The organism is Microbacterium gallinarum (genome assembly GCF_014837165.1).
Taxonomy (GTDB): Bacteria; Actinomycetota; Actinomycetes; order Actinomycetales; family Microbacteriaceae; genus Microbacterium; species Microbacterium gallinarum.
Genome location: NZ_JACSPM010000002.1, coordinates 273,163 through 294,486, shown reverse-complemented (window position 1 = coordinate 294,486; position 21,324 = coordinate 273,163). Strand labels below are relative to the sequence as shown.

Below are 21,324 nucleotides of genomic sequence, written 5' to 3'. Positions count from 1 at the left end.
CGCGGGATTGGATTACTGAACGATCGGTTAGGTATCATCTGTACCGGTGCCGCGCCGATGCGGCCGCGGAGGGATGACGATGTCCGACGCCTACCTGGTCGGTGGAGTCCGCACGCCCGTCGGTCGCTACGGCGGCGCGCTCGCCGGCGTCCGCCCCGACGATCTCGCCGCACTCGTCGTCGGCGAGGCGGTCGCGCGCGCCGGACTGCCTCGTGAAGCTGTCGACGAGGTCATCCTGGGCGCGGCGAACCAGGCCGGCGAAGACAACCGCAACGTCGCGCGCCTCGCCGCGCTGCTCGCGGGGCTCCCCGATGAGGTCCCGGGCATCACCGTGAACCGGCTGTGCGCCTCGGGCATGTCGGCGATCGCGCTCGCCGCGCAGGCGATCCGCGCCGGCGACGCCGATGCCCTGGTCGCCGGGGGCGTGGAGTCGATGACCCGCGCGCCCTGGGTGCAGGCCAAGCCCGACCGCGCCTGGGCGAAGCCCGGAGAGGCGTTCGACACGTCGATCGGCTGGCGCTTCACCAACCCGCGCCTGAAGGCCCGCGACAAGGCCACCTTCTCGATGCCCGAGACCGCCGAAGAGGTCGCCCGCGTCGACGGGATCTCCCGAGCGGATGCCGACGCCTTCGCCCTGCGCAGCCACCGGCGTGCGCTCGCCGCGATCGACGCGGGCCGGTTCGCCGACGAGATCGTCGCGGTTCCGACCCGCGCAGGCGATGTGGACACAGACGAAGGACCCCGGCGCGACACGTCGCTCGAGGTCCTGGCCGGCTTGCGTCCGGTGGTCGCCGGTGGTGAGGTCGTCACGGCCGGCAACGCCAGCTCGCTCAATGACGGTGCATCCGCGATCGTCGTTGCGTCCGAGCAGGCGATCGAGCGCCACGGGCTGCGCCCGCGTGCACGGGTCGTCGCCGCGGCTACCGCGGCCCTCGCGCCCGAGATCATGGGACTCGGACCGGTGCCCGCGACCGAGAAGGCGCTCGCGAAGGCAGGGCTCTCGGTCTCCGACATCGGCGCGGTCGAGCTCAACGAGGCCTTCGCGTCGCAGTCGCTCGCGTCGATGCGGCGGCTCGGGCTGGACCCGGCCATCGTCAACGCCGACGGCGGGGCGATCGCGCTCGGCCACCCGCTGGGCTCCAGCGGCAGCCGCCTGCTCGTGACCCTGCTCGGCCGGATGGAGCGCGAGGACGCGCGGTACGGGCTGGCCACGATGTGCGTCGGCGTCGGACAGGGCACCGCGATGATCGTGGAGCGGGTGGATGCCTGAGCCGCTGCGCATCGAGAGCGCCGACGACCGGGTCGTCGCGACGCTGGCGCGCCCCGAGGTGCGCAACGCGATCGATCAGGCGATGGTCGACGCCTTGCACGAGCTGTGCGCGCAGCTCGAGGCGACGCCGCGCACGCTCATCCTCATCGGCGCGGACGGGGTCTTCGCCTCGGGCGCCGACATCGCCCAGCTCCGCGAGCGCCGTGCCGCGGATGCCCGCCGCGGCATCAACACCCGCGCGTTCCAGCGGATCCGCGCGCTGTCGATGCCGGTGATCGCGGCGATCGACGGCTACGCCCTCGGCGGCGGCGCCGAGCTCGCGTACGCGGCCGACCTGCGGATCGGCACACCGCGGCTGAAGATCGGCAGCCCTGAGACCGGGCTCGGCATCATCGCCGCGGCGGGCGCGACCTGGCGCCTGCCGCAGATCGTGGGAGAGGCGCGCGCCGCCGAGCTGCTGCTCACCGGCCGCATCCTCGACGCCGGCGAGGCGCTCGCCTGGGGCGTGGTCTCCTCGCTTCATGAGCCCGACGAGCTGCTGGCCGCAGCACATGCGATGGCCGACCGCATCGCGGCCAACGACCCTCTCGCGACGCGCCACACCAAGGCGGCGCTCACCGCTGCGCCGGACGCCCATCCCGCGCTCGAGCTCGAGCTGCAGGCCGAGCTCTTCGAGAGCCCCGAGAAGGAGCGACGCATGACCGCATTCCTCGAGAGGCGCAAGCGATGACCGAGCACGACTCGCCCGGGACGACGCCGGTCCCCGCGCGCGTCGGCGTGATCGGCGGCGGCCGCATGGGGGCGGGCATCGCGCACGCGTTCGCCCTCGCCGGCGCCGACGTTGTCGTCGTCGAACGCGACGAGCACGCGGCGGGCGCGGCATCCGCTCGCGTTCTCGAGGCGGTACGGCGCAGCATCGACCGCGGTGCGACCGCGCGCCCGTTCGAGGTCCTCGAGGCCGCGCTCGAGACGGCGACGGATGCCGCGGCGCTCGCCGGCTGCGGACTCGTGGTCGAGGCCGTTCCTGAAGACCGCGAACTCAAGGCCGCCGCCCTCGGGCGGGCCGAGCGCGTCGTCGACGAGAGCGCCGTCCTCGCCACGAACACGTCGTCCATCTCGATCGACGACCTCGCCGCCGGCCTCGAGCGTCCGGGCCGGTTCATCGGCCTGCACTTCTTCAATCCCGTGCCGGCGTCGCAGCTCGTCGAGGTCGTCGTCGGGTCGGCGACCGACGACGCGGTGGTCGATGCGGCGAAAGACTGGGCGGCGGCGATCGGCAAGACGCCCGTCGTGGTGCGCGATGCCCCGGGCTTCGCCTCCAGCAGGCTCGGCCTCGCGCTCGGGCTCGAGGCCATCCGCATGGTCGAGGAGGGCGTCGCCTCCGCGGCCGACATCGACGCGGCGATGGAGCTCGGGTACCGGCATCCCGTCGGCCCCCTGCGCACGACCGATCTGGTCGGCCTCGACGTGCGCCTCGGCATCGCCGAAGAGCTGCACGCGCGACTGGGCGACCGGTTCGCGCCCCCCGAACTGCTGCGGCGCATGGTCGCCGCTGGACAGCTGGGCCGAAAGACCGGCCGCGGTTTCTACGAATGGAGCGAGTGATGACCGAGATCCTTCCCAGCTATGTGCGCGGCGAGTGGTGGACGCCGGCGGATGCCTCGTCCGCCGTCACCGTCGCCGACGCGTCGACCGGCGAGGCGATCACCCGGGTCAGCACCGAGGGCCTCGATCTCGCCGGTGTGCTCGAGTACGCGCGAACCGTCGGGCAGCGGAGCCTCGGCGTGCTGACCTTCCATCAGCGTGCGCTGCTGCTGAAGCAGTTCGCCCTTGCGCTGACCGAGCGCAAGCACGAGCTCTACGACCTCTCGAAGCGTGCGGGCGCCACCGCACGCGACTCGGGCGGCGACGTCGACGGCGGCATCGGCGTGCTCTTCACCTACTCCTCGAAGGGTCGCCGCGAGCTGCCCAACGGGCAGGTCTACCTCGACGGCCCGGTCGAGCCGCTGTCGAAGGACGGTTCATTCCTCGGACGGCATGTATACACGCGGCTTCCCGGGGTCGCGGTGCAGATCAACGCCTTCAACTTCCCGATGTGGGGTGCGCTCGAGAAGTTCGCGCCCGCGTTCCTGGCCGGCGTGCCCAGCGTGGTCAAGCCGGCGACGCCCACCGCGTACGTCGCCGAGGCCTGGGTGCGCATCCTCGTCGACACCGGGCTTCTGCCGGAGGGCTCGCTCCAGCTCGTGAGCGGGGGCGTGCCCGGGCTGTTCGATCACCTGCGACTCGGCGACCTCGTCGGGTTCACCGGCAGCGCGTCGACGGCGGAGCGCCTGCGCTCGCACGCGAACGTCCAGACCGGAGGAGTCCGGTTCACGAACGAGACCGACTCGATCAACGCGAGCGTGCTCGGACCCGACGCCGTCGCCGGCACCCCCGAGTTCGACGCGTACGTCAAGCAGCTGATGGTCGAGCTGACCACGAAGGCCGGTCAGAAGTGCACGGCCATCCGGCGCGCGATCGTGCCGGAGGGCGCGGTCGACGACCTCGTCGAGGCGGTCCGCACGAAGGTGGCCGAGCGGGTCGTGCTCGGCGATCCGCACGCGGCCGACGTGACGATGGGTCCGCTGGTGTCTGTGGCGCAGCGCGATGAGGTGCTGCGCGCCGTGGGCGCGCTCGAAGCCGCCGGGGGCCGTGTGCTGCTCGGCTCGACCGACGCGCCGCAGGTCGTGCGCGCCGACGGGTCGGTCGGCCCCGCACCGGACGGCGCGTTCGTCGAGCCGCTGCTGATCGGGTTCGCGGATGCCTCGGCCGATGCCGTGCACGAGATCGAGGCGTTCGGTCCGGTAGCCAGCGTGCTGACCTATCGCACCGTCGACGAGGCCGCCGACCTCGTCGCCCGCGGCGGCGGATCGCTGGTCACGAGCGTGGCCACGAACGACCCGGCGGTCGCGACGACGCTGCTGACGCGCGTCGCTGCGTTCAACGGGCGCCTCCTCTTCCTCGATCGCGCCGATGCGCGCACGTCGACGGGTCACGGCGCGCCCGTACCGCACCTCGTGCATGGTGGTCCTGGCCGTGCCGGCGGCGGCGAGGAGCTCGGCGGCATCCGCGCGGTCCTCCACCACATGCAGCGCACCGCCGTGCAGGGCTCGCCCGAGATGCTGACGGCGCTGACCGGCGTGTGGCATCAGGGCGCAGCATCCCGAACCGACCGTCATCCGTTCCGCAAGTCGCTCGCCGAACTCGCGATCGGCGACCAGCTCGTCTCGGCCACGCGCGTCGTGACGCTCGACGACATCGAGACGTTCGCGAACTTCACGGGCGACCTGTTCTACGCCCACATGGACGAGGAGGCTGCGGCCGCCAACCCGTTCTTCCCCGGACGCGTGGCGCACGGATACCTCCTCGTGTCGTGGGCCGCGGGCCTGTTCGTCGACCCCGAGCCGGGTCCGGTGCTGGCGAACTACGGCCTGGAGAACCTCCGCTTCATGACGCCGGTGTCGCCGGGCGACGAAATCCGCGTGGTGCTCACCGCGAAGCAGATCACCCCGCGCGAGACCGACGAGTACGGCGAGGTGCGGTGGGATGCCGTCATCCACAACCAGTCCGACGAGATCGTCGCGACCTACGACGTGCTGACTCTGGTGGCGAAGGAGACGGATGCCGCGCCCGGCGCCGCCGGCACGCCCGCGCCCGCCGAGGTCGGGGCGTGATGCTCTCCGTCGCGGCGCGCGGCCGGAATCGGCATCCGCTGTCTCCGGTCTCCGCCGCGGAGGCGGGTCTCGACCGCGTGAAGAGGACGCCGTGACCGAGCCCGCCGAGCACTTCGCCGGCCAGCGCCGCATGCTGCAGCGCGACCGCGCTTCGGCGGCCCTGGGCATGGTCGTCGAACGCGACGAGCCGGGGGAGGCCGTGGTGTCGATGCGCGTGCGCGCCGACATGACGAACGGCTTCGCGATCACGCATGGCGGCATGGTGTTCGCACTCGCCGACACCGCCTTCGCCATGGCGTGCAACGAGGACGACGAGGTCACGGTCGCCGCGGGTGCCGACATCGTCTTCCTCAAGGCGACGCGAGAGGGGCAGACGCTCACCGCGCACGCGCGCCGGCGCGCGGCATCCGGCCGGAGCGGTCTGTACGACGTGACGGTCACCGACGAGACCGGGGACGTGGTCGCCGAGTTCCGCGGGCGCTCGTTCACCACCCGCCGGGAGCATCCCGGGGACTGACCGTAGTAGACTTACTGAACGAATGGTCTGTAATTGAGGAGTCGATGATGACGACCGCACCCGCCCTTCGAGGGGCACGCGAACCGGTGACGGATGGACCTGACGAGGCTGCCGAGCAGGCCACGTTCGACGCGCTCATCGCGGCCGAGCAGCGCATCGAGCCGCGCGACTGGATGCCCGAGGCGTACCGCAAGACGCTCATCCGGCAGATCTCGCAGCACGCCCATTCCGAGATCATCGGCATGCAGCCGGAGGGCAACTGGATCACGCGGGCACCGAGCCTCAAGCGCAAGGCGATCCTGATGGCGAAGGTGCAGGACGAAGCGGGCCACGGGCTCTACCTGTACTCCGCCGCGCAGACCCTCGGCATCACCCGCGACGAGATGACCGAGCAGCTCATCGCCGGCAAGGCGAAGTACTCGTCGATCTTCAACTACCCGACCCCGACGTGGGCCGACATGGGCGCGATCGGCTGGCTCGTCGACGGCGCCGCGATCTGCAACCAGGTGCCGCTGTGCCGCGCGTCGTACGGGCCCTACGGCCGGGCGATGGTGCGCATCTGCAAGGAGGAGTCGTTCCATCAGCGGCAGGGCTTCGAGATCCTGCTCGCGCTCATGCAGGGCACCCCGGCGCAGCGACAGATGGCTCAGGATGCCGTGAACCGCTGGTACTGGCCGAGTCTCATGATGTTCGGCCCGCCCGACGACGAGTCGCCCAACTCCGCGCAGTCGATGGAGTGGAAGATCAAGCGCTTCTCGAACGACGAGCTCCGACAGCGGTTCGTCGGGATGCTGGTGCCCCAGGCGGCGGTGCTGGGTGTCACGCTGCCCGATCCCGAGCTGCGCTGGGACGAGGACGCCCAGCGCTGGCACATGAGCGAGATCGACTGGACCGAGTTCCACGAGGTGCTGCGTGGGCGCGGGCCGATGAACGCCGAGCGCCTGCGCAACCGCCGGAACGCGCACGAGGACGGCGCATGGGTGCGCGAGGCCGCAGCGGAGTACGCCCGCCGACAGGCCGCCCGCGCGGAAGGGAAGGTGGCGTGATGGCTGCTCCGGGATACTCCGACCGCGAGACCTGGCCGCTGTGGGAGGTCTTCGTGCGCGCGAGCCGAGGCCTGAGCCACGTGCACGCCGGCTCGCTGCACGCGCCCGACGCCGAGCTCGCCCTGCGCAACGCGCGCGACCTGTACACGCGTCGCGGCGAGGGCACCTCGGTCTGGGTCGTGCCCGCCGACGCGATCACGACGAGCGACCCCGATTCGAAGGGCGCCTTCTTCGAGAGCCCCGCCGGCAAGAACTACCGGCACGCGGTGTACTACACGGCGTCCGAGGGGGTGCCGCACCTGTGACCACGGAGACGATCCACGATGCCCCGCACGGCGACGTCAGCGTCGACCGCGTCGAGCTCTCCGCCGAGCTCGCGGGCGAGGGCGGCCGTGCGGCGACCGCCGACATCGCCGAGTACGCGCTCCGCCTCGGCGACGACGCGCTGATCCTGTCGCAGCAGCTCGGCGCCTGGATCGCGCGCGCACCCGAGCTCGAGGAGGACGTCGCACTCGGCAACATCGCGCTCGACCTGCTCGGGCACGCGCGCTCGTTCCTTCGCTACGCCGGCACCTATGACGGCCGCACCGAAGACGACCTCGCGTACTGGCGCGACGAGCCCCAGTTCCGCTGCGCATGGCTCTTCGAGCAGCCGAACGGAGACTTCGCACAGACGATCGCGCGGCAGTTCGCGGCATCCGTCTACCAGTTCGAGCTCTACAGCGCGCTCGCCGGATCCAGCGACGACACCCTCGCGGCGATCGCGGCCAAGGCCGTGAAGGAGGTCGAGTACCACCGCGACCACGCAGTGCAGTGGACCCTGCGCCTGGCCGGCGGCACCGAGGAGTCGCGTGCGCGCATGATCCGCGCCGTGGGCGACGTATGGCCGTACGTCGACGAGCTCTTCCGCGACGACCCGCTGATCGAGCGGCTCGGGTCGGCTGCCGTGCGTCCTTCCGGCCTGCGCCCTGCCTTCGACGCTGTCGTGGGTGCAGTGTTCGCCGAAGCGGAGCTCGACATGCCGCAGGGGTTCGTGAGCGCGGGCGGCGGCCGCGAAGGCCGGCACTTCACGACGCTCGGATACATCCTGGCCGAGATGCAGGTGCTCGCGCGGCAGCACCCGGGGGCGACATGGTGACGCTCAGCGACCTGCAGTCCCGCGATGCCGTGACGGCGGAGTCCGCGCGCGCCTGGCGCATCGCCGCGGCCGTGCCCGATCCGGAGGTGCCGGTGCTCACCGTCGAGGATCTCGGGGTGCTGCGCGACGTGTCCGTCGACGGCGACCGGGTGACGGTGACCATCACGCCGACGTACTCGGGGTGCCCGGCCGTCGACACCATCCGCGACGACATCGTGCTCGCCCTCACCGAGGCCGGGTTCACCGACGTCGACGTGCGACTGACCCTCACTCCCGCGTGGACCACCGACTGGATGAGCGACGAGGGCCGCGACAAGCTGCGGTCCTACGGCATCGCGCCGCCCACGGGCAAGGCGTCGGTCGGCGGGCCGATCCGGCTGCAGCTCGCGGTGAAGTGCCCGCGGTGCGGCTCGCTCGACACGCGTGAGCTCGCGCGCTTCGGGTCGACGTCGTGCAAGGCGCTCTACGAGTGCAGGGCGTGCCTCGAGCCCTTCGACCACTTCAAGGTGCACTGATGGCCGCCGAGAACATCGGCGCGCGCGAGCGTGAGCGCATCGCCGCGGCCCTGCTGACGAGCGCCGTCGGGGGTCCGCGCGAGGCGAAGCGCCGTGCCCGCTTCCACACGCTGCGCGTCGCGGCGGTGCGGCCGCTCACCGACGCCGCGGTCGAGGTGACGTTCACCGTGCCGGAAGAGTCGCGCGGTGACTTCGACTACCTCGCCGGGCAGCACGTCGCCCTGCGCACCATGCTCGACGGCCACGAGGTGCGGCGCTCCTACTCGCTGTGCCGCGCGGTCGACACCGGCGGCGGAGGGGACGGTCCGCTCACGATCAGCGTCGCCATCAAGCGCGACCAGGGCGGGCGGTTCTCGACGTGGGCGCAGAGCGAGCTGAAGCCCGGCGACCGCATCGACGTCATGAGCCCGCAGGGCACGTTCACGTCGTCACTCGCCGACCTCGACGGCGCGCATGTCGCGGGCATCGCCGCGGGTTCGGGCATCACCCCGCTCATGGCACTCGCCGCGACGGTGCTCGCACGCTCCGAGACCTCGCGTTTCACGCTCGTGTACACGAACCGCTCGACCACCGACGTGATGTTCCTCGAGGACCTCGCCGACCTCAAGGACCGCTACCCCTCGCGGCTCGCGCTGCATCACGTGCTCTCGCGCGAGCAGCGGGCGGCGCCGCTGCTCTCGGGACGCATCGACGAGGAGAGGCTCCGTCGCATCCTCGACGCGCTCGTGCTTCCCGACACCGTCGACGAATGGTTCCTGTGCGGCCCGTTCGAGCTCGTCCAGCTGTGCCGCGACACGCTCGCCGACATCGGCGTGGCCCCCGAGCACGTCCGCTACGAGCTGTTCACGACCGGCGAGGGCGGCCGGGCCGAGGCGCCGTCCGGACGCCCGATCGAGGTCAAGGCCGACGAGCCCGTGCATCGCATCGAGGTCACGCTCGACGGCCAGTCGGCCACGATCGAGAGCCCCGTCTCCGCGCACGAGTCGATCCTCAACGCCGCCCTGCGGGTGCGTCCCGACGCACCGTTCGCCTGTGCGGGCGGCGTCTGCGGCACCTGCCGGGCCCTGCTGCGCGAGGGGTCCGTGACGATGACCGAGAACTATGCGCTCGAGCCCGACGAGCTCGAGCGCGGCTACATCCTCACCTGCCAGTCCCACCCCACGACCGACCGCGTCGTGGTCGACTACGACGTCTGAGAGAGGTTCCCGTGATCACCAGCTCCGTCGACGAGGGCGTCGCCGAGATCGTGCTCGACGCCCCCGAGAAGCTCAACGCCCTGTCGCTGGAGGCGATCGGGGAGTTGGATGCCGCGTACGCCGAGGCCGAGGCATCCGGCGCCCGCGCTCTCGTGCTGCGCGGCGAAGGGCGCGCGTTCTGCGCCGGGCGCGACATCGCCGGTGTCGATCCGGCGACCGACGACGTGGGGGAGTACCTCGGCTCGGTCGAGGCGCTGATGCGGCGGATGGCCGCGTTCCCGGCGCCGACGTTCGCGGCCGTGCAGGGGGCGTGCCTGGGCGTCGGACTCGGGCTCGCGATCGCGACGGACGTGGTCTACGTCGCCGAGACCGCGAAGGTCGGGTCGCCGTTCGCGAACCTCGGCGCGCTGCTCGACTCAGGTGGTCATGCGCTGCTGTACGAGCGCCTCGGGGCGCACCGCGCGCTCGACCTCATCTACACCGGCGAGCTGCTGACCGGAGCCGAGGCCGTGGCGGCGGGGCTCTTCAGCCGCAGCATCGCCGCCGACGAGCTGCTCGACTTCACGCGCGAGCGCGCCGCGCGGGCGGCGTCCGGACCGACGCAGGCGTTCCTCGCGTCGAAGCGCCTGATCGACAAGCTGCGCGACGAACGGCTGTGGCGCGTCGTCGCCGACGAGACGCGCGGGCAGGCCGAGCTGCGCGACACCGCCGACTACCGCGAGGGGTTCGCGGCGTTCCAGCAGAAGCGCAAGCCCACCTTCACCGGAGCGTGACCCCGGGCGCCGCCCGGTCGTCGAGCGGTCGTCGAGCGGTCGTAGCGAGGCGAAACGCACGCCTTTCGCGAGCAGATCTGCATGTCCGTCAAGAACCCCGTTTCTTGACGCCCGACGACGGGGCAAGGACGCGGGAACACTGCACAGCGACAGGTATTTTTGATCGTCGGTGTCACGAACACCCCGCACCCCCGCGACACGCGCTCCCAACGAAAGGCATCACGTGGTCGACGCACAGCAGACCGAGGACTGGGCAACGCGAGAAGAGCTCGCGGAGCAGATGATCCCGATCATCGGCCGGCTCTATCGCAAGGGCGTGGTCACCTCGCTGCACGGGCACCGCATCATCAACCTGTCGACCACAGGCCTCCTCGGCGTCCACGAGCGGGTGAGCCAGCTCGGCCACGACGAGCTCGACCCCGCTGAGACGCTCGCCGTGCTCACCGAGCTCGAGGCGCTCGCGCCGGGCGCGGCGTCGATCGACGTCGGCCGTCTCGCGACCATCGCGCGCGGGCGCTCCGAGTCGCTCGCCGAGCAGCTCGCCGCAGAGCTCGCCGACGTGCGGGGCGACAGCGGCGCGAGCCCGGCCGGTGCAGACGTCGTGCTCTACGGCTTCGGCCGCATCGGACGCCTGCTCGCCCGCATCCTGATCTCCCACGCGGGCGGCGGCAGCGGCCTGCGGCTGCGCGCGATCGTGGTGCGCAAGGGCGGCGCGAACGACCTGCAGAAGCGCGCCAGCCTGCTGCAGCGCGATTCGGTCCACGGTCCGTTCGCCGGCTCCGTCTCGGTGGACGAGGACGCGCAGCAGATCATCGCCAACGGCACGCGCATCCAGGTCGTGTACGCGGACGACCCCGCAGCCGTCGACTACACCGCGTACGGCATCCACGATGCGATCGTCGTCGACAACACCGGCCGCTGGCGCGACGAGGCGGGGCTGTCGCAGCACCTGCAGGCGAGCGGTGTGGCACGGGCGCTGCTCACGGCACCCGGCAAGAGCCCGCTGAAGAACATCGTCCACGGCATCAACGACGACGCCATCACGCCCGACGACCGCATCCTGTCGGCGGCGTCGTGCACGACGAACGCCATCACGCCGGTGCTCGCTGCGATCGACGAGGCCTACGGGGTCGTGCGGGGCCACGTCGAGACCGTGCACTCGTTCACCAACGACCAGAACCTCATCGACAACTTCCACCGCGGCGATCGTCGAGGTCGGTCGGCGGTGCTCAACATGGTGATCACCGAGACCGGCGCCGCCACGGCGGTCGCCAAGGCCCTGCCGCAGCTGGAGGGCAAGCTGACCGGCAGCTCGATCCGCGTGCCCACGCCCGACGTGTCGCTGGCCGTGCTGCACCTGACACTGGAGCGCCCGGCGACCAAAGACCAGGCGAACGACTACCTGCGGCGGGTGTCGCTGCACTCGAAGCTGCGCCAGCAGATCGACTACGTCGAGTCGCCCGAGGTGGTCTCGACCGACTTCGTCGGGTCGCATCGCGCCGGCATCGTCGACGGCCTGGCGACCATCGCCACCGGCGACAACCTCATCCTGTACGTCTGGTACGACAACGAGTTCGGGTACTCGTGCCAGGTGATCCGGGTGCTCGAGAAGATGGCCGGCGCGCACCCGGTGGTCCGTCCCGCGCGCCGCGAGGTCACGCTCGGGGCGTAGGCCCGGAAGGTCGCCCCCCCCGGTCGCTGCCCGACGCTTTTGACCGGTCAGCCGTGGGTTTGCGGGGACACCGTCAGGCGACACGCCGGCGCGGGTGCCGCGGGGCTGCCGCCGCTGCGGCGTGTCTCCTGAGTCCCGCGCGCCGGGCGGGGTGCCCGAGCCGGGGAGGTCGAGTTTCCGGTCGTTGAGCGAGGGCGCGGAGCGACCGAGACGAAACGCGGCCGGGTCGTCAAGCCGTCGGGCAGACACGCCGCCGCGGTGCGTCTGAGCGGGCGCCGGGGCCTGTTCTGCCCGACGCTTTGACCCGGGTGGTCGCGGGTCCGCCGCACGGCGGAGTGGTTCCTCGATCGGCACGCTTGCCGGCGAGGGAACGTCTCGTCTCGCTTCGCTCGCTCAACGACCCGCGCGGGGTGGGGGCGTTTCGTCTCGCTGCGCTCGCTCAACGACCCGCGGCGGGCGGGCGGGTCAGGAGTTCACGCGGATGATCTCCTGCTGGTACGGCGCGATGACGCTGCCCGAGATGCGGCAGTCGAGCACCAGGAAGCGGCGGGTCGCCGTATCCTCGGCCGTCCACGACCTGAGGCGCTCCAGGTCGGCCATTGTGCGCACGACGACGCCCTCGGCGCCGACGCCGGCGGCCAGCGCGGCGAAGTCGACCTCGGGGATGAGCATCGGCTCCTTGGCGAGGCCCTTGAGCCCGTAGAGGTTGACCTCGGCGCCGTAGGCGGCGTCGTTCCACACCACGGCCATGCCGCGGCCGCCTGCGACCCGGACCGCCGACTCGAGGTCGGAGAGAGCCATGAGCCCGCCGCCGTCGCCCGTCGTGAGCACCACGATCGACTCGGGCCTCGCGAGCGCGGCACCCGGCACCGACGGCCAGCCGAGGCCGATCGACTGGAACGCCGTGCCGACCATCATCATGCGGTCGGGCGACGCGACCGGCCAGAACATGTTCGCCCAGCCGATGAAATGCCCGCCGTCCGAGACGACGACGCGGTCCTCGGGCAGGAGCTCCCCGATGCGCGCCGCCACAGAGCGAGGGTCGAGGCGTCCGTCCGAGGCGGCGCCCTCCCCTGTGTCGTAGCCGCGGGCCGCGGCGACGTCGACCGATTCGCGCCACCCGCTGCCCTCCGCGCGCAACTCGCGCACGGCCGTCACGAGCCGGCGGGCGACGGTCGCGGCATCCCCCCGCACGAATCCGCCCACGTGCGGATGCGTCGCCGCGGGCGTGACGTCGACCTGGAAGACGCGCGTTCCTGGGGCGAACAGGTCGCCGAAACGCATGGTGAACTGGTTGAGCGAGGCGCCGAAGACCACGGCCACGTCGGCCTCGCGCACGAGTTCCATCGCGCCCTCGGCGCCGAATCCGCCCGTCACTCCGAGGTCGAACTCGTCGCGGGGGAACACACCGCGCCCGAGCGCCGTCGAGGCGGTGAGGGCCCCGGTGAGGTCGGCGAGCTCGCCGAGTGCTTCGCCGGCACCGGAGATCCATGCCCCGCGCCCGGCAAGCAGGAAGGGCCGTTCCGCGCCGGCGAGGGCCGCCGCGATGTCGGCGACGGCGCCCTCGGCGAAGGGGCCGGTGGGGGCCAGCGGTCCGGGGAGGCGCGGCTCGGGCGCCTCGGGCACGGGTCCGGCATCGCGCGCGGCGACGTCGTACGGGATCGCGAGCACGGTGGGCACGCGGTAGGTCAGGGCATGCTCGATCGCGATGACGGTCGTCGCCGCGGCATCCGCTCGTCCGACCGTGTAGGTGCGCGCGCCGACGGCCGACGCCATGGCGATCTGGTCGACGTCCCACGGGCGCGGACCCGAGGTGGGCTCGTCGCCGACCACGAGCACCAGGGGCACGTGCGCCTGCACGGCTTCGGCCAGCGCGGTGAGGGTGTTGGTGAAGCCGGCGCCGTAGGTCGCCGTCGCGGCAGCGAGCCTGCCCGAGGCGCGGTGGAAGGCGTCGGCGGCGACGACCCCGCCGGCTTCGTGCCGCACGGCGGTGAATGAGACGGCGGTCGAGCTCTCGAGGGCATCGAGGAAGTAGGCGTTGCCGTTGCCCATGACGCCGAAGACGTGGTCGATGTGGCGGGCGAGGGTGAGCGCGACGTGCGCAGAGACGGTCGGCATGAGGGAACTCCTGCAAGACGGGACGGTGGGAGGCCGTATGTGTCTCGCGCGTTCGCGCTGCGTGCCCATTTTTCGAGCACCGACGGACTCGTTCCCGCCGGACGACTTCGAGTATAGGACTCCGCGCGGGGCATGATGGAGGCCATGAGGACCATCCAGCTGCGCCGGTACACGCTCGTCGACGGGGAGTACGACGCCTTCGTCGCGTGGTGGGAAGGCTGCATGCCGCGGGTGCGTCCGGCCGCCGGGTTCCAGATCGAGTTCGCCTATGGACTGCCCGCGTCGAACGAGTTCGTCTGGGCGGTCAGCGCCGAGGGCGACGAGGAGGCCTTCGTCGCGCTCGAGCAGGAGTACATGGCATCGGATGCTCGCGCCGAGGCGTTCGCGGGCGTGCCTCAGCGTGTCGCGGTGTACGACATCGCATTCGTCGGGCGGCAGTTCGCCTGAGTCCGACCGACGCCGGAAGCGCCCACGGCGCACGGTCCGGTCGTCAGGCCCCGAGCGCCTCGCGGATCGCGCCGGCGGAGCGATGCAGACGCTGCGCGATCTCCTCGGGCTCGACGGGGCTCGCGACGTAGACCGCCGCGATCGCCGCAGGGCGCTGGCCGCCGCGCAGACGCAGCGGCACCGACACGGACTGCACGGTCGGGATGACCTCGTCGTGGCTGGTCGCGTAGCCGCGTCGTGCGGTCTCGGCGATCTCCGCGCGCAGGCGGTCGTCGACGGCGGTCGGCCACTCGGCCGGATCGAGGATCGACAGGATCGCCTTGCTCGGCGCCCCGACGGTGATGGAATGGCGCGCACCCGGGCGTTGCGCCACCGCCGCCACCGCGTGGCGAGGTTCGACGCTCGCCAGCGTGATGCACTCGTCGCGATCGAGCACCGCGAGGAAGCACGTCATGCCGAGCTCGTTCGCGATCGCGGTCAGCTCGGGCAGCGCCTCGGCGTGCAGGTCGTGGGCGACCCCGGCGGCGAGGGCGGCGAGCCGCGCGCCGAGCTGGACGCGCCCGGCCGTGTCGCGGGTGATGAGTCCGTGGTCCTCCAGGGTGCGCAGCAGCCGGTAGACGACGGATCGATGCAGGTCGAGACGGCGTGCGAGGTCGTCGATCGAGAGCGGCTCGCGGGCATCGGCGAGGACTTCGAGAACCCGGATGCCGCGGCTCAGCGTCTGCGACGCGGGTGCGGCGGTCGCTGTGGTCGGCGTGGTCATCTGCGTCCTCTCGCGTACGCCGGGGTTGTCGCGCGGCATCCGCTTCGTATACGATCTGTTCAATAGTAGAACTTCGTGTTCGAATATAGAACGCGACCAATGCGAGCACAAGTCCCGACGAAGTCGTCAGGAAGGACCAGGACGATGCAGTTCCACCACCACGGATACGTCTCCGGAGAGCCGCGGGTGCAGAACGCCGCAGGCACGGGCATCGATCGTCCGGCCGAGCTCCCTGACCGGATGGACGTGCTGATCGTCGGATCCGGACCTGCCGGCATGCTGCTGGCGGCGCAGATGTCGCAGTTCCCGAGCGTGACCACGCGTCTCATCGAACGGCGCGACGGCCGCCTGCCCCTGGGCCAGGCCGACGGCATCCAGCCGCGCAGCGTCGAGACGTTCCAGGCCTTCGGCTTCGCCGAGCGCATCATCGCCGAGGCGTACAACATCGGCTACATGAACTTCTGGAACCCCGATCCCGAGAACCCGCGCAACATCATCCGCACCACGCGCACCGAGGACTACGGGCTCAAGATCAGCGAGTTCCCGCACCTGATCGTCAACCAGGCGCGCGTGCTCGACTACTTCGCCGAGGCCGCCGCCTACGGTCCCGCCCGCATCACGCCGGACTACGGCATCGAGTTCCTCGGCCTCACCATGCACGGCGACGGCGAGTACCCCGTCGACGTGCGCGTGCGCTACGCGGCGGGGGAGCGCGCCGGCGAGGAGCGCACCGTGCGTGCGAAGTACGTCGTCGGCTGCGACGGTGCGCGCAGCGGCGTGCGCGAGGCCATCGGCCGCAAGCACGTCGGCAACTTCGCCGCCCATGCGTGGGGCGTGATGGACGTGCTCGTCAACACCGACTTCCCCGACTGGCGCACAAAGTGCGCGATCAACTCGGCGGCGGGCAACATCCTGCACATCCCGCGCGAGGGCGGCTATCTCAGCCGTGTCTACGTCGACCTCGGCGAGGTCGCCGCCGACGACAACCACCAGGTGCGCCGGACGCCGATCGACGAGATCATCCGCAAGGCGAACGAGATCCTCCACCCCTACACGCTCGATGTGAAGGAGGTCGCCTGGTCCAGCGTGTACGAGGTCGGCCACCGCGTGACCGACAAGTTCGACGACGTCGACGTCGACCAGGGCCACGACCCGCGCGTCTTCCTCACCGGCGACGCGTGCCACACGCACAGCGCGAAGGCCGGCCAGGGCATGAACGTCTCGATGCAGGACGGCTTCAACCTCGGCTGGAAGCTGGGCCATGTGCTCACCGGATTGAGCCCCTCGTCGCTGCTGTCGACGTACTCGGCCGAGCGGCAGCCCGTCGCGCAGCAGCTCATCGACTTCGACCGCGAGTGGTCGAGCCTCATGGCGCGCAAGCCCGAGGAGATCTCCGACCCGCAGGAGCTCGCGACGTTCTACCTCGGCACCGCCGAGTTCCCGTCGGGGTTCATGACCCAGTACGGGCCGTCACCCATCGTGGGCGGCGCCGAGCACCAGGAGCTCGCGTCGGGCTTCCCGGTCGGCAAGCGCTTCATGTCGTCGGAGGTGGTGCGGGTGTGCGACGGCAACGCCGTGCACCTCGGCCACCACGCGAGGGCCGACGGTCGCTGGCGCGTGTACGCCTTCGCCGACGCGCCGACCGCCGGCGAGCCGTCGGCGCTGACCGACTGGGCCGGGTTCGTCGCCTCGCCGGAGGGGCCGATCGCCCGGCACACGCCGGCCGGGGCCGACCTCGACGCTGTGTTCGACGTGAAGGCCGTGTACCAGCAGAGCTACGAGGACGTCGAGATCACCCGCGCACCCGAGATCTTCCTGCCGAAGGTCGGCCCGCTCGCCCTCACCGACTGGGAGAAGGTGTACGCCGCGCAGCCGAATGCGTGGACCCGCACCGACATCTTCGAAGAGCGCGGGCTGTCGCGCGGGGGAGTCGTGGTCGTGGTGCGCCCCGACCAGTACGTCGCCGCCGTGCTGCCGCTGACCGCCACCGAAGAGCTGGCCGCGTTCTTCTCGCAGGCGCTCCTCGATCAGCGCGTGGTCGCCGCCACCCGTTGATCCTGTCCCCGGGGGCGATGCGAGCGCCCTCGGTGTACACCACGTATATCGGCCGCTCCGGCGGCGGCGGGCAGAATGGCCCGCAAGACCACGAACTGATCGGATGCCGCGGGGCGCGGCATCCCGCACCGTCATCGACAAGGGGAGTCCCCGTGACCGACAACCGTGAGACCGAACTGCTGGCGTCCGTTCCGGACGGCCTGTTCATCGGGGGCGAGTGGCGTGCCGCCGAGGGCGGCAAGACGCTCAGGGTGTACGACCCGGCCACGGGCGACGTCGTCAAGGTGATCGCCGACGCGTCGCCCGAAGACGGCAAGGCCGCCCTCGACGCCGCCGTCGACGCGTTCCCGGCGTGGGCCGCGACCCCCGCCCGCGAGCGCGCCGAGATCCTCCGCCGTGCGTTCGACCTCCTGCAGGAGCGCAAGGAGGACTTCGCGCTGCTGATGACCGTCGAGATGGGCAAGCCACTGGCCGAGGCGCGCGGCGAGGTCGGCTACGGCGGCGAGTTCCTGCGCTGGTTCAGCGAGGAGACCGCCCGCGTGCAGGGCCGCTACGGCGCGAACCCCGAGGGCACCGGCCGCATGATCGTCTCGCAGCACCCGGTCGGACCCTGCTTCCTCATCACGCCCTGGAACTTCCCGCTCGCGATGGCGACCCGCAAGATCGCGCCGGCGCTCGCCGCCGGCTGCACCGTCGTCATCAAGCCCGCCGAGCTGACGCCGCTCACGACGCTGGCATTCGCCAAGCTGCTCGAAGACGCCGGGCTGCCGAAGGGCGTCGTGAACGTCTTCACGACCTCGACGTCGGGCAGGGTGTCCGAGCCGATCATCCGCGACCCGCGCCTGCGCAAGCTGTCGTTCACGGGTTCGACGTCGGTCGGCCAGCGCCTGCTCGAGCAGTCGGCGCAGGGCGTGCTGCGCACGTCGATGGAGCTCGGCGGCAACGCCCCGTTCGTCGTGTTCGAAGACGCCGACCTCGACAAGGCGGTGGACGGCGCGATGCTCGCGAAGTTCCGCAACATCGGCCAGGCGTGCACGGCGGCCAACCGCTTCATCGTGCAGCGCAGCGTGGCCGACGAGTTCGCCCGCCGCGTCACCGAGCGCGTGCAGGGGATGAAGATCGGTCGCGGCACCGAGGAGGGCGTGGCGATCGGACCCCTCATCAACCAGGACGCCGTCGACAAGGCCGCCTCGCTCGTGGCCGACGCCGTCCAGCGCGGCGCCCAGGTGCGCACCGGCGGCAGCGAGGTGGAGGGCACGGGCACGTTCTACGAGCCGACCGTCGTCACCGACGTGAAGCCGGGCAGCGAGATCCTCCGCGAGGAGATCTTCGGACCGGTGCTCGCGATCATCCCGTTCGACACCGAGGACGACGCCGTGCGCATCGCCAACGACACCGAGTACGGCCTGGTCTCGTACGTCTTCACCGAGAGCCTCTCGCGCGGACAGCGCATGATCGAGAAGCTCGAGACCGGCATGATGGGGCTCAACGTGGGCGTCGTGTCGAACGCCGCCGCCCCGTTCGGCGGCTGGAAGATGTCGGGCCTCGGCCGCGAGGGCGGCGCGGAGGGCATCCACGAGTACCTCCAGACCAAGTACACCCTCACGGCGAACCCCTACGCCTGACCGTCCCTTGAGGTTCGCTGTCCACGGATGAGGGGTTCGAACGCCGCCGATCCATGCATCCGTGGACACCGGGCCGGGTGACGCCGAGCCCTGGCGCCCGACGTCCCTATTCGACCCACGACCGTGCGTGGCGGAGGGGTCGGCCATGATGGGGGCATGGATGCGGCATCGGTGCGTCACGAGCGGCTGCGGTCGCACCGGCTCAGCGCCCCGGCGGCGACGGTTCTCGAGGCCGCGAGCCACATGCTCGCCACGCAGGCACAGGAGTTCTGGGGCGGCCGGTGGGCGATCGCCGTGCGCACCCGCGGCCGTACGACCGTGCGCGACGTCGACGCGGCGTTCGACCGCGGCGAGATCGTGCGGTCGTGGACGCAGCGGGGCACGATCCACCTGATCCCGGCCCGCGACCTCGAGTGGGTGCTCTCGATCACGGGCGAGCGCCAGGCGCGACAGGCTGCGGCCGTGCGCCGCGCCGAGGCGATCGACGACGACGAGCTCGGCAAGGCCGAGCGCCTCGCACGCGCCGCGCTCCGCGGCGGCAACCGCCTCACCCGCAGGGTGCTCTTCGACGTGTTCGAGACCGGGGGAGTAAGCACCGCCCGGCAGCGCGGCTACCACCTGCTCGTCGCGCTGTCGCTGCGAGCGACGGTCTGCCAGGGGCCGGTCGTGCCGCGTCCGGTCGGGCCGACGCGCGAGCAGTTCCTCGTGCTGGCCGAGGAGTGGGTGACGGATGCCGCGTCCCCCGCCGATCCTCTGGCCGAGCTGTTCTTCCGCTACATCTCCTCGCACGGTCCCGCCGGAGCGCGCGACTTCGCGTGGTGGACGGGGCTGCCGCTCGGGGTGGCGCGGAACGCGGCGGATGCGGCATCCGATCGTCTCGTCGTCGTCGACGACCAGCCCGAGTCGCAGTACGTCGCCGGCGGTCCGGCGCCTCGGCGCAGTCCGGCGGCGCCCGCCGTGGTCGCCCTGCCGCCGTTCGAGGAGTACTACCTCTCGTACGTCGACCGCACCGTGCCGTGCGCGCCCGAGTTCCTCGCGGCCATCGGCCCGAGCATGAACGGCATCGTGCGTCCGATCATCGTCGCGCGGGGCGAGGCGATCGGCGTCTGGACGCACTCGATCGCCGTCGGCCGCCATGCCGACGCTCCGATCCCCGAGCTCTTCACTTCCGGCACAGCCACCGACGCCGAGGTCGGCGCGGCGCTCGACCGGTACCGCGACTTCATCACGGCCTGATCCGGGCTCGATTTGGCGGGCGTGGGGGGCTCACGTACACTGGGTGTTAACCGAAGACCGCCGGTCATCGACGTGCGCGCAAGCGAACGACGATCGAAGCACTGCATTGCAGGGGCCCGCGCAGGTGACACGAACTTCTGAAGCTCCGTGCGCTTGCGCCGGAGCTTTCTTGTTGCCGTGACGAGAGCAGATGAGCGGATGTCGAGGCCGACGCGCCGCCACCGCGGAGCGTCTCACACACACAAGGAGTGACCATGGCGCAGAAGGATGCATCGGTTGCCGAGCTCACGAAGAACTTCGAGGACTCGAACGCCGTTCTGCTGACCGAGTACCGCGGTCTGACGGTTGCCCAGCTCAAGGAGCTGCGCAACAGCATCCGTCAGGACGCGGAATACGCCGTGGTGAAGAACACGCTGACCAAGATCGCCGCGAACAACGCGGGGATCACGGCGCTGGACGACGACCTCAAGGGTCCGTCGGCCATCGCGTTCGTGCACGGCGACTTCGTCGCCACTGCGAAGGCGCTGCGTGACTTCGCCAAGGCCAACCCGCTTCTCGTGATCAAGGGCGGCGTTTTCGAGGGCAACTCCCTCACCGCCGACGAGGTCAACAAGTACGCCTCGCTGGAGAGCCGTGAGGTTCTGCTGGCGAAGGCCGCGGGCATGATGAAGGCGACGATGGGCAAGGCTGCCGCGACCATCGACGCGCTTCGCGAAAAGCTGGAGGCCGCCGAGGCCGCGTGAGCGACCGGCGATCTCTTCCCACAACCCCCATCTATCTAGGAGATACATCATGGCGAAGCTCACCACTGAGGAACTGCTTCAGCAGTTCGCCGACCTGACCCTCGTCGAGCTCAGCGAGTTCGTGAAGGCGTTCGAGGAGAAGTTCGACGTCACCGCTGCTGCTCCCGTCGCCGTTGCCGGCGCCGGTGGCGCGGGTGCCGAGGCCGCTGCCGAGGAGGAGAAGGACTCGTTCGACGTCATCCTCGAGGCTGCCGGCGACAAGAAGATCCAGGTCATCAAGACCGTCCGCGAGCTCACCTCGCTCGGTCTCGGCGAGGCCAAGGCCGTCGTCGACGGTGCCCCCAAGGCCGTCCTCGAGGGCGCCAACAAGGAGGCTGCCGAGAAGGCCAAGGCCGCTCTCGAAGAGGCCGGCGCGACGGTCACCCTCAAGTAATCTCGCTCAGCGATTCACGAAGGCCCCGGGTGTTCGCACTCGGGGCCTTCGTCATGCCTGGACG

At 71.2% G+C, this 21,324-nt stretch carries 20 protein-coding genes; 18 read left to right on the top strand and 2 right to left on the bottom strand.

Translation table 11 applies throughout. The annotated features are described in order from the left end of the window. The first annotated feature begins 79 nt into the window (after positions 1 to 79). The 12 genes from H9622_RS08310 to H9622_RS08255 all read left to right on the top strand — a co-directional run bounded on the left by H9622_RS08310 (position 80) and on the right by H9622_RS08255 (position 11,840). Positions 80 to 1,270, top strand: a complete 1,191-nt coding sequence (locus H9622_RS08310; protein WP_191765920.1) for a thiolase family protein — start codon at positions 80 to 82, stop codon at positions 1,268 to 1,270. Then, on the top strand, positions 1,263 to 2,000 hold the full coding sequence (locus tag H9622_RS08305; RefSeq protein WP_191765919.1) for an enoyl-CoA hydratase/isomerase family protein: 738 nt from the start codon (positions 1,263 to 1,265) through the stop codon (positions 1,998 to 2,000). Before H9622_RS08310 ends, H9622_RS08305 begins: the two co-directional genes overlap by 8 nt. Next, on the top strand, positions 1,997 to 2,875 hold the full coding sequence (locus tag H9622_RS08300; protein WP_191765918.1) for a 3-hydroxyacyl-CoA dehydrogenase family protein: 879 nt from the start codon (positions 1,997 to 1,999) through the stop codon (positions 2,873 to 2,875). The genes H9622_RS08305 and H9622_RS08300 overlap by 4 nt, the downstream gene beginning before the upstream one ends. Then, on the top strand, positions 2,875 to 4,983 hold the full coding sequence (gene paaZ, locus H9622_RS08295) for a phenylacetic acid degradation bifunctional protein PaaZ (RefSeq protein ID WP_191765917.1): 2,109 nt from the start codon (positions 2,875 to 2,877) through the stop codon (positions 4,981 to 4,983). The genes H9622_RS08300 and paaZ overlap by 1 nt, the downstream gene beginning before the upstream one ends. 130 nt (positions 4,984 to 5,113) lie before the next feature. Further along, complete coding sequence (paaI, locus tag H9622_RS08290; protein WP_191766137.1) at positions 5,114 to 5,500, top strand: hydroxyphenylacetyl-CoA thioesterase PaaI; 387 nt, start codon at positions 5,114 to 5,116, stop codon at positions 5,498 to 5,500. A gap of 47 nt (positions 5,501 to 5,547) precedes the next feature. Further along, positions 5,548 to 6,546: a 1,2-phenylacetyl-CoA epoxidase subunit PaaA gene (gene paaA, locus H9622_RS08285; RefSeq protein WP_191765916.1), complete on the top strand. Its 999-nt coding sequence runs from the start codon at positions 5,548 to 5,550 to the stop codon at positions 6,544 to 6,546. After that, complete coding sequence (paaB, locus tag H9622_RS08280) at positions 6,546 to 6,851, top strand: 1,2-phenylacetyl-CoA epoxidase subunit PaaB (protein WP_191765915.1); 306 nt, start codon at positions 6,546 to 6,548, stop codon at positions 6,849 to 6,851. Before paaA ends, paaB begins: the two co-directional genes overlap by 1 nt. Then, positions 6,848 to 7,684: a 1,2-phenylacetyl-CoA epoxidase subunit PaaC gene (gene paaC, locus H9622_RS08275; RefSeq protein ID WP_191765914.1), complete on the top strand. Its 837-nt coding sequence runs from the start codon at positions 6,848 to 6,850 to the stop codon at positions 7,682 to 7,684. The genes paaB and paaC overlap by 4 nt, the downstream gene beginning before the upstream one ends. Next, positions 7,678 to 8,199 carry a 1,2-phenylacetyl-CoA epoxidase subunit PaaD gene (gene paaD / locus H9622_RS08270; protein ID WP_191765913.1) on the top strand — a complete coding sequence of 174 codons (522 nt, stop codon included), beginning with the start codon at positions 7,678 to 7,680 and terminating at the stop codon, positions 8,197 to 8,199. Before paaC ends, paaD begins: the two co-directional genes overlap by 7 nt. Further along, positions 8,199 to 9,395 (top strand): 1,2-phenylacetyl-CoA epoxidase subunit PaaE, encoded by a 1,197-nt coding sequence (paaE, locus tag H9622_RS08265; RefSeq protein ID WP_191765912.1) that lies wholly within the window; start codon positions 8,199 to 8,201, stop codon positions 9,393 to 9,395. Before paaD ends, paaE begins: the two co-directional genes overlap by 1 nt. An 11-nt stretch (positions 9,396 to 9,406) precedes the next feature. Then, positions 9,407 to 10,168 (top strand): enoyl-CoA hydratase/isomerase family protein, encoded by a 762-nt coding sequence (locus H9622_RS08260; protein ID WP_191765911.1) that lies wholly within the window; start codon positions 9,407 to 9,409, stop codon positions 10,166 to 10,168. A gap of 280 nt (positions 10,169 to 10,448) precedes the next feature. Then, positions 10,449 to 11,840, top strand: a complete 1,392-nt coding sequence (locus H9622_RS08255) for a glyceraldehyde-3-phosphate dehydrogenase (RefSeq protein ID WP_225221894.1) — start codon at positions 10,449 to 10,451, stop codon at positions 11,838 to 11,840. 465 nt (positions 11,841 to 12,305) lie between these two features. Here the strand turns inward: H9622_RS08255 and H9622_RS08250 are convergent, their stop codons facing one another. Further along, a complete protein-coding gene (locus H9622_RS08250; protein ID WP_191765909.1) occupies positions 12,306 to 13,958 on the bottom strand; it encodes a thiamine pyrophosphate-binding protein in 1,653 nt (550 codons plus the stop codon). Positions 13,959 to 14,102: 144 nt separating this feature from the next. Here H9622_RS08250 and H9622_RS08245 point away from each other — a divergent pair, with 144 nt between their 5' ends. Beyond that, positions 14,103 to 14,405, top strand: coding sequence for a hypothetical protein (locus H9622_RS08245; RefSeq protein WP_191765908.1), 303 nt, complete (start codon positions 14,103 to 14,105; stop codon positions 14,403 to 14,405). Between the two features lie 43 nt (positions 14,406 to 14,448). Here H9622_RS08245 and H9622_RS08240 read toward each other — a convergent pair whose 3' ends face one another. After that, positions 14,449 to 15,168, bottom strand: coding sequence for an IclR family transcriptional regulator (locus tag H9622_RS08240; protein WP_191765907.1), 720 nt, complete (start codon positions 15,166 to 15,168; stop codon positions 14,449 to 14,451). A gap of 144 nt (positions 15,169 to 15,312) precedes the next feature. On the opposite strand from H9622_RS08240, the gene H9622_RS08235 reads away from it, so the two are divergent. The 5 genes from H9622_RS08235 to rplL all read left to right on the top strand — a co-directional run bounded on the left by H9622_RS08235 (position 15,313) and on the right by rplL (position 21,260). Continuing rightward, positions 15,313 to 17,223, top strand: coding sequence for an FAD-dependent monooxygenase (locus tag H9622_RS08235; protein ID WP_191765906.1), 1,911 nt, complete (start codon positions 15,313 to 15,315; stop codon positions 17,221 to 17,223). A 152-nt stretch (positions 17,224 to 17,375) separates the two neighbouring features. After that, the gene (locus tag H9622_RS08230; RefSeq protein WP_191765905.1) at positions 17,376 to 18,848 is read left to right on the top strand and encodes an NAD-dependent succinate-semialdehyde dehydrogenase; all 1,473 of its coding nucleotides are present in this window, start codon (positions 17,376 to 17,378) and stop codon (positions 18,846 to 18,848) included. 156 nt (positions 18,849 to 19,004) lie between these two features. Beyond that, positions 19,005 to 20,084, top strand: coding sequence for a winged helix DNA-binding domain-containing protein (locus tag H9622_RS08225; RefSeq protein WP_191765904.1), 1,080 nt, complete (start codon positions 19,005 to 19,007; stop codon positions 20,082 to 20,084). Positions 20,085 to 20,338: 254 nt separating this feature from the next. After that, positions 20,339 to 20,827 carry a 50S ribosomal protein L10 gene (gene rplJ, locus H9622_RS08220; protein WP_191765903.1) on the top strand — a complete coding sequence of 163 codons (489 nt, stop codon included), beginning with the start codon at positions 20,339 to 20,341 and terminating at the stop codon, positions 20,825 to 20,827. A 49-nt stretch (positions 20,828 to 20,876) separates the two neighbouring features. Continuing rightward, a complete protein-coding gene (gene rplL, locus H9622_RS08215) occupies positions 20,877 to 21,260 on the top strand; it encodes a 50S ribosomal protein L7/L12 (RefSeq protein WP_056118007.1) in 384 nt (127 codons plus the stop codon). The last annotated feature ends 64 nt before the right edge of the window (positions 21,261 to 21,324 follow it).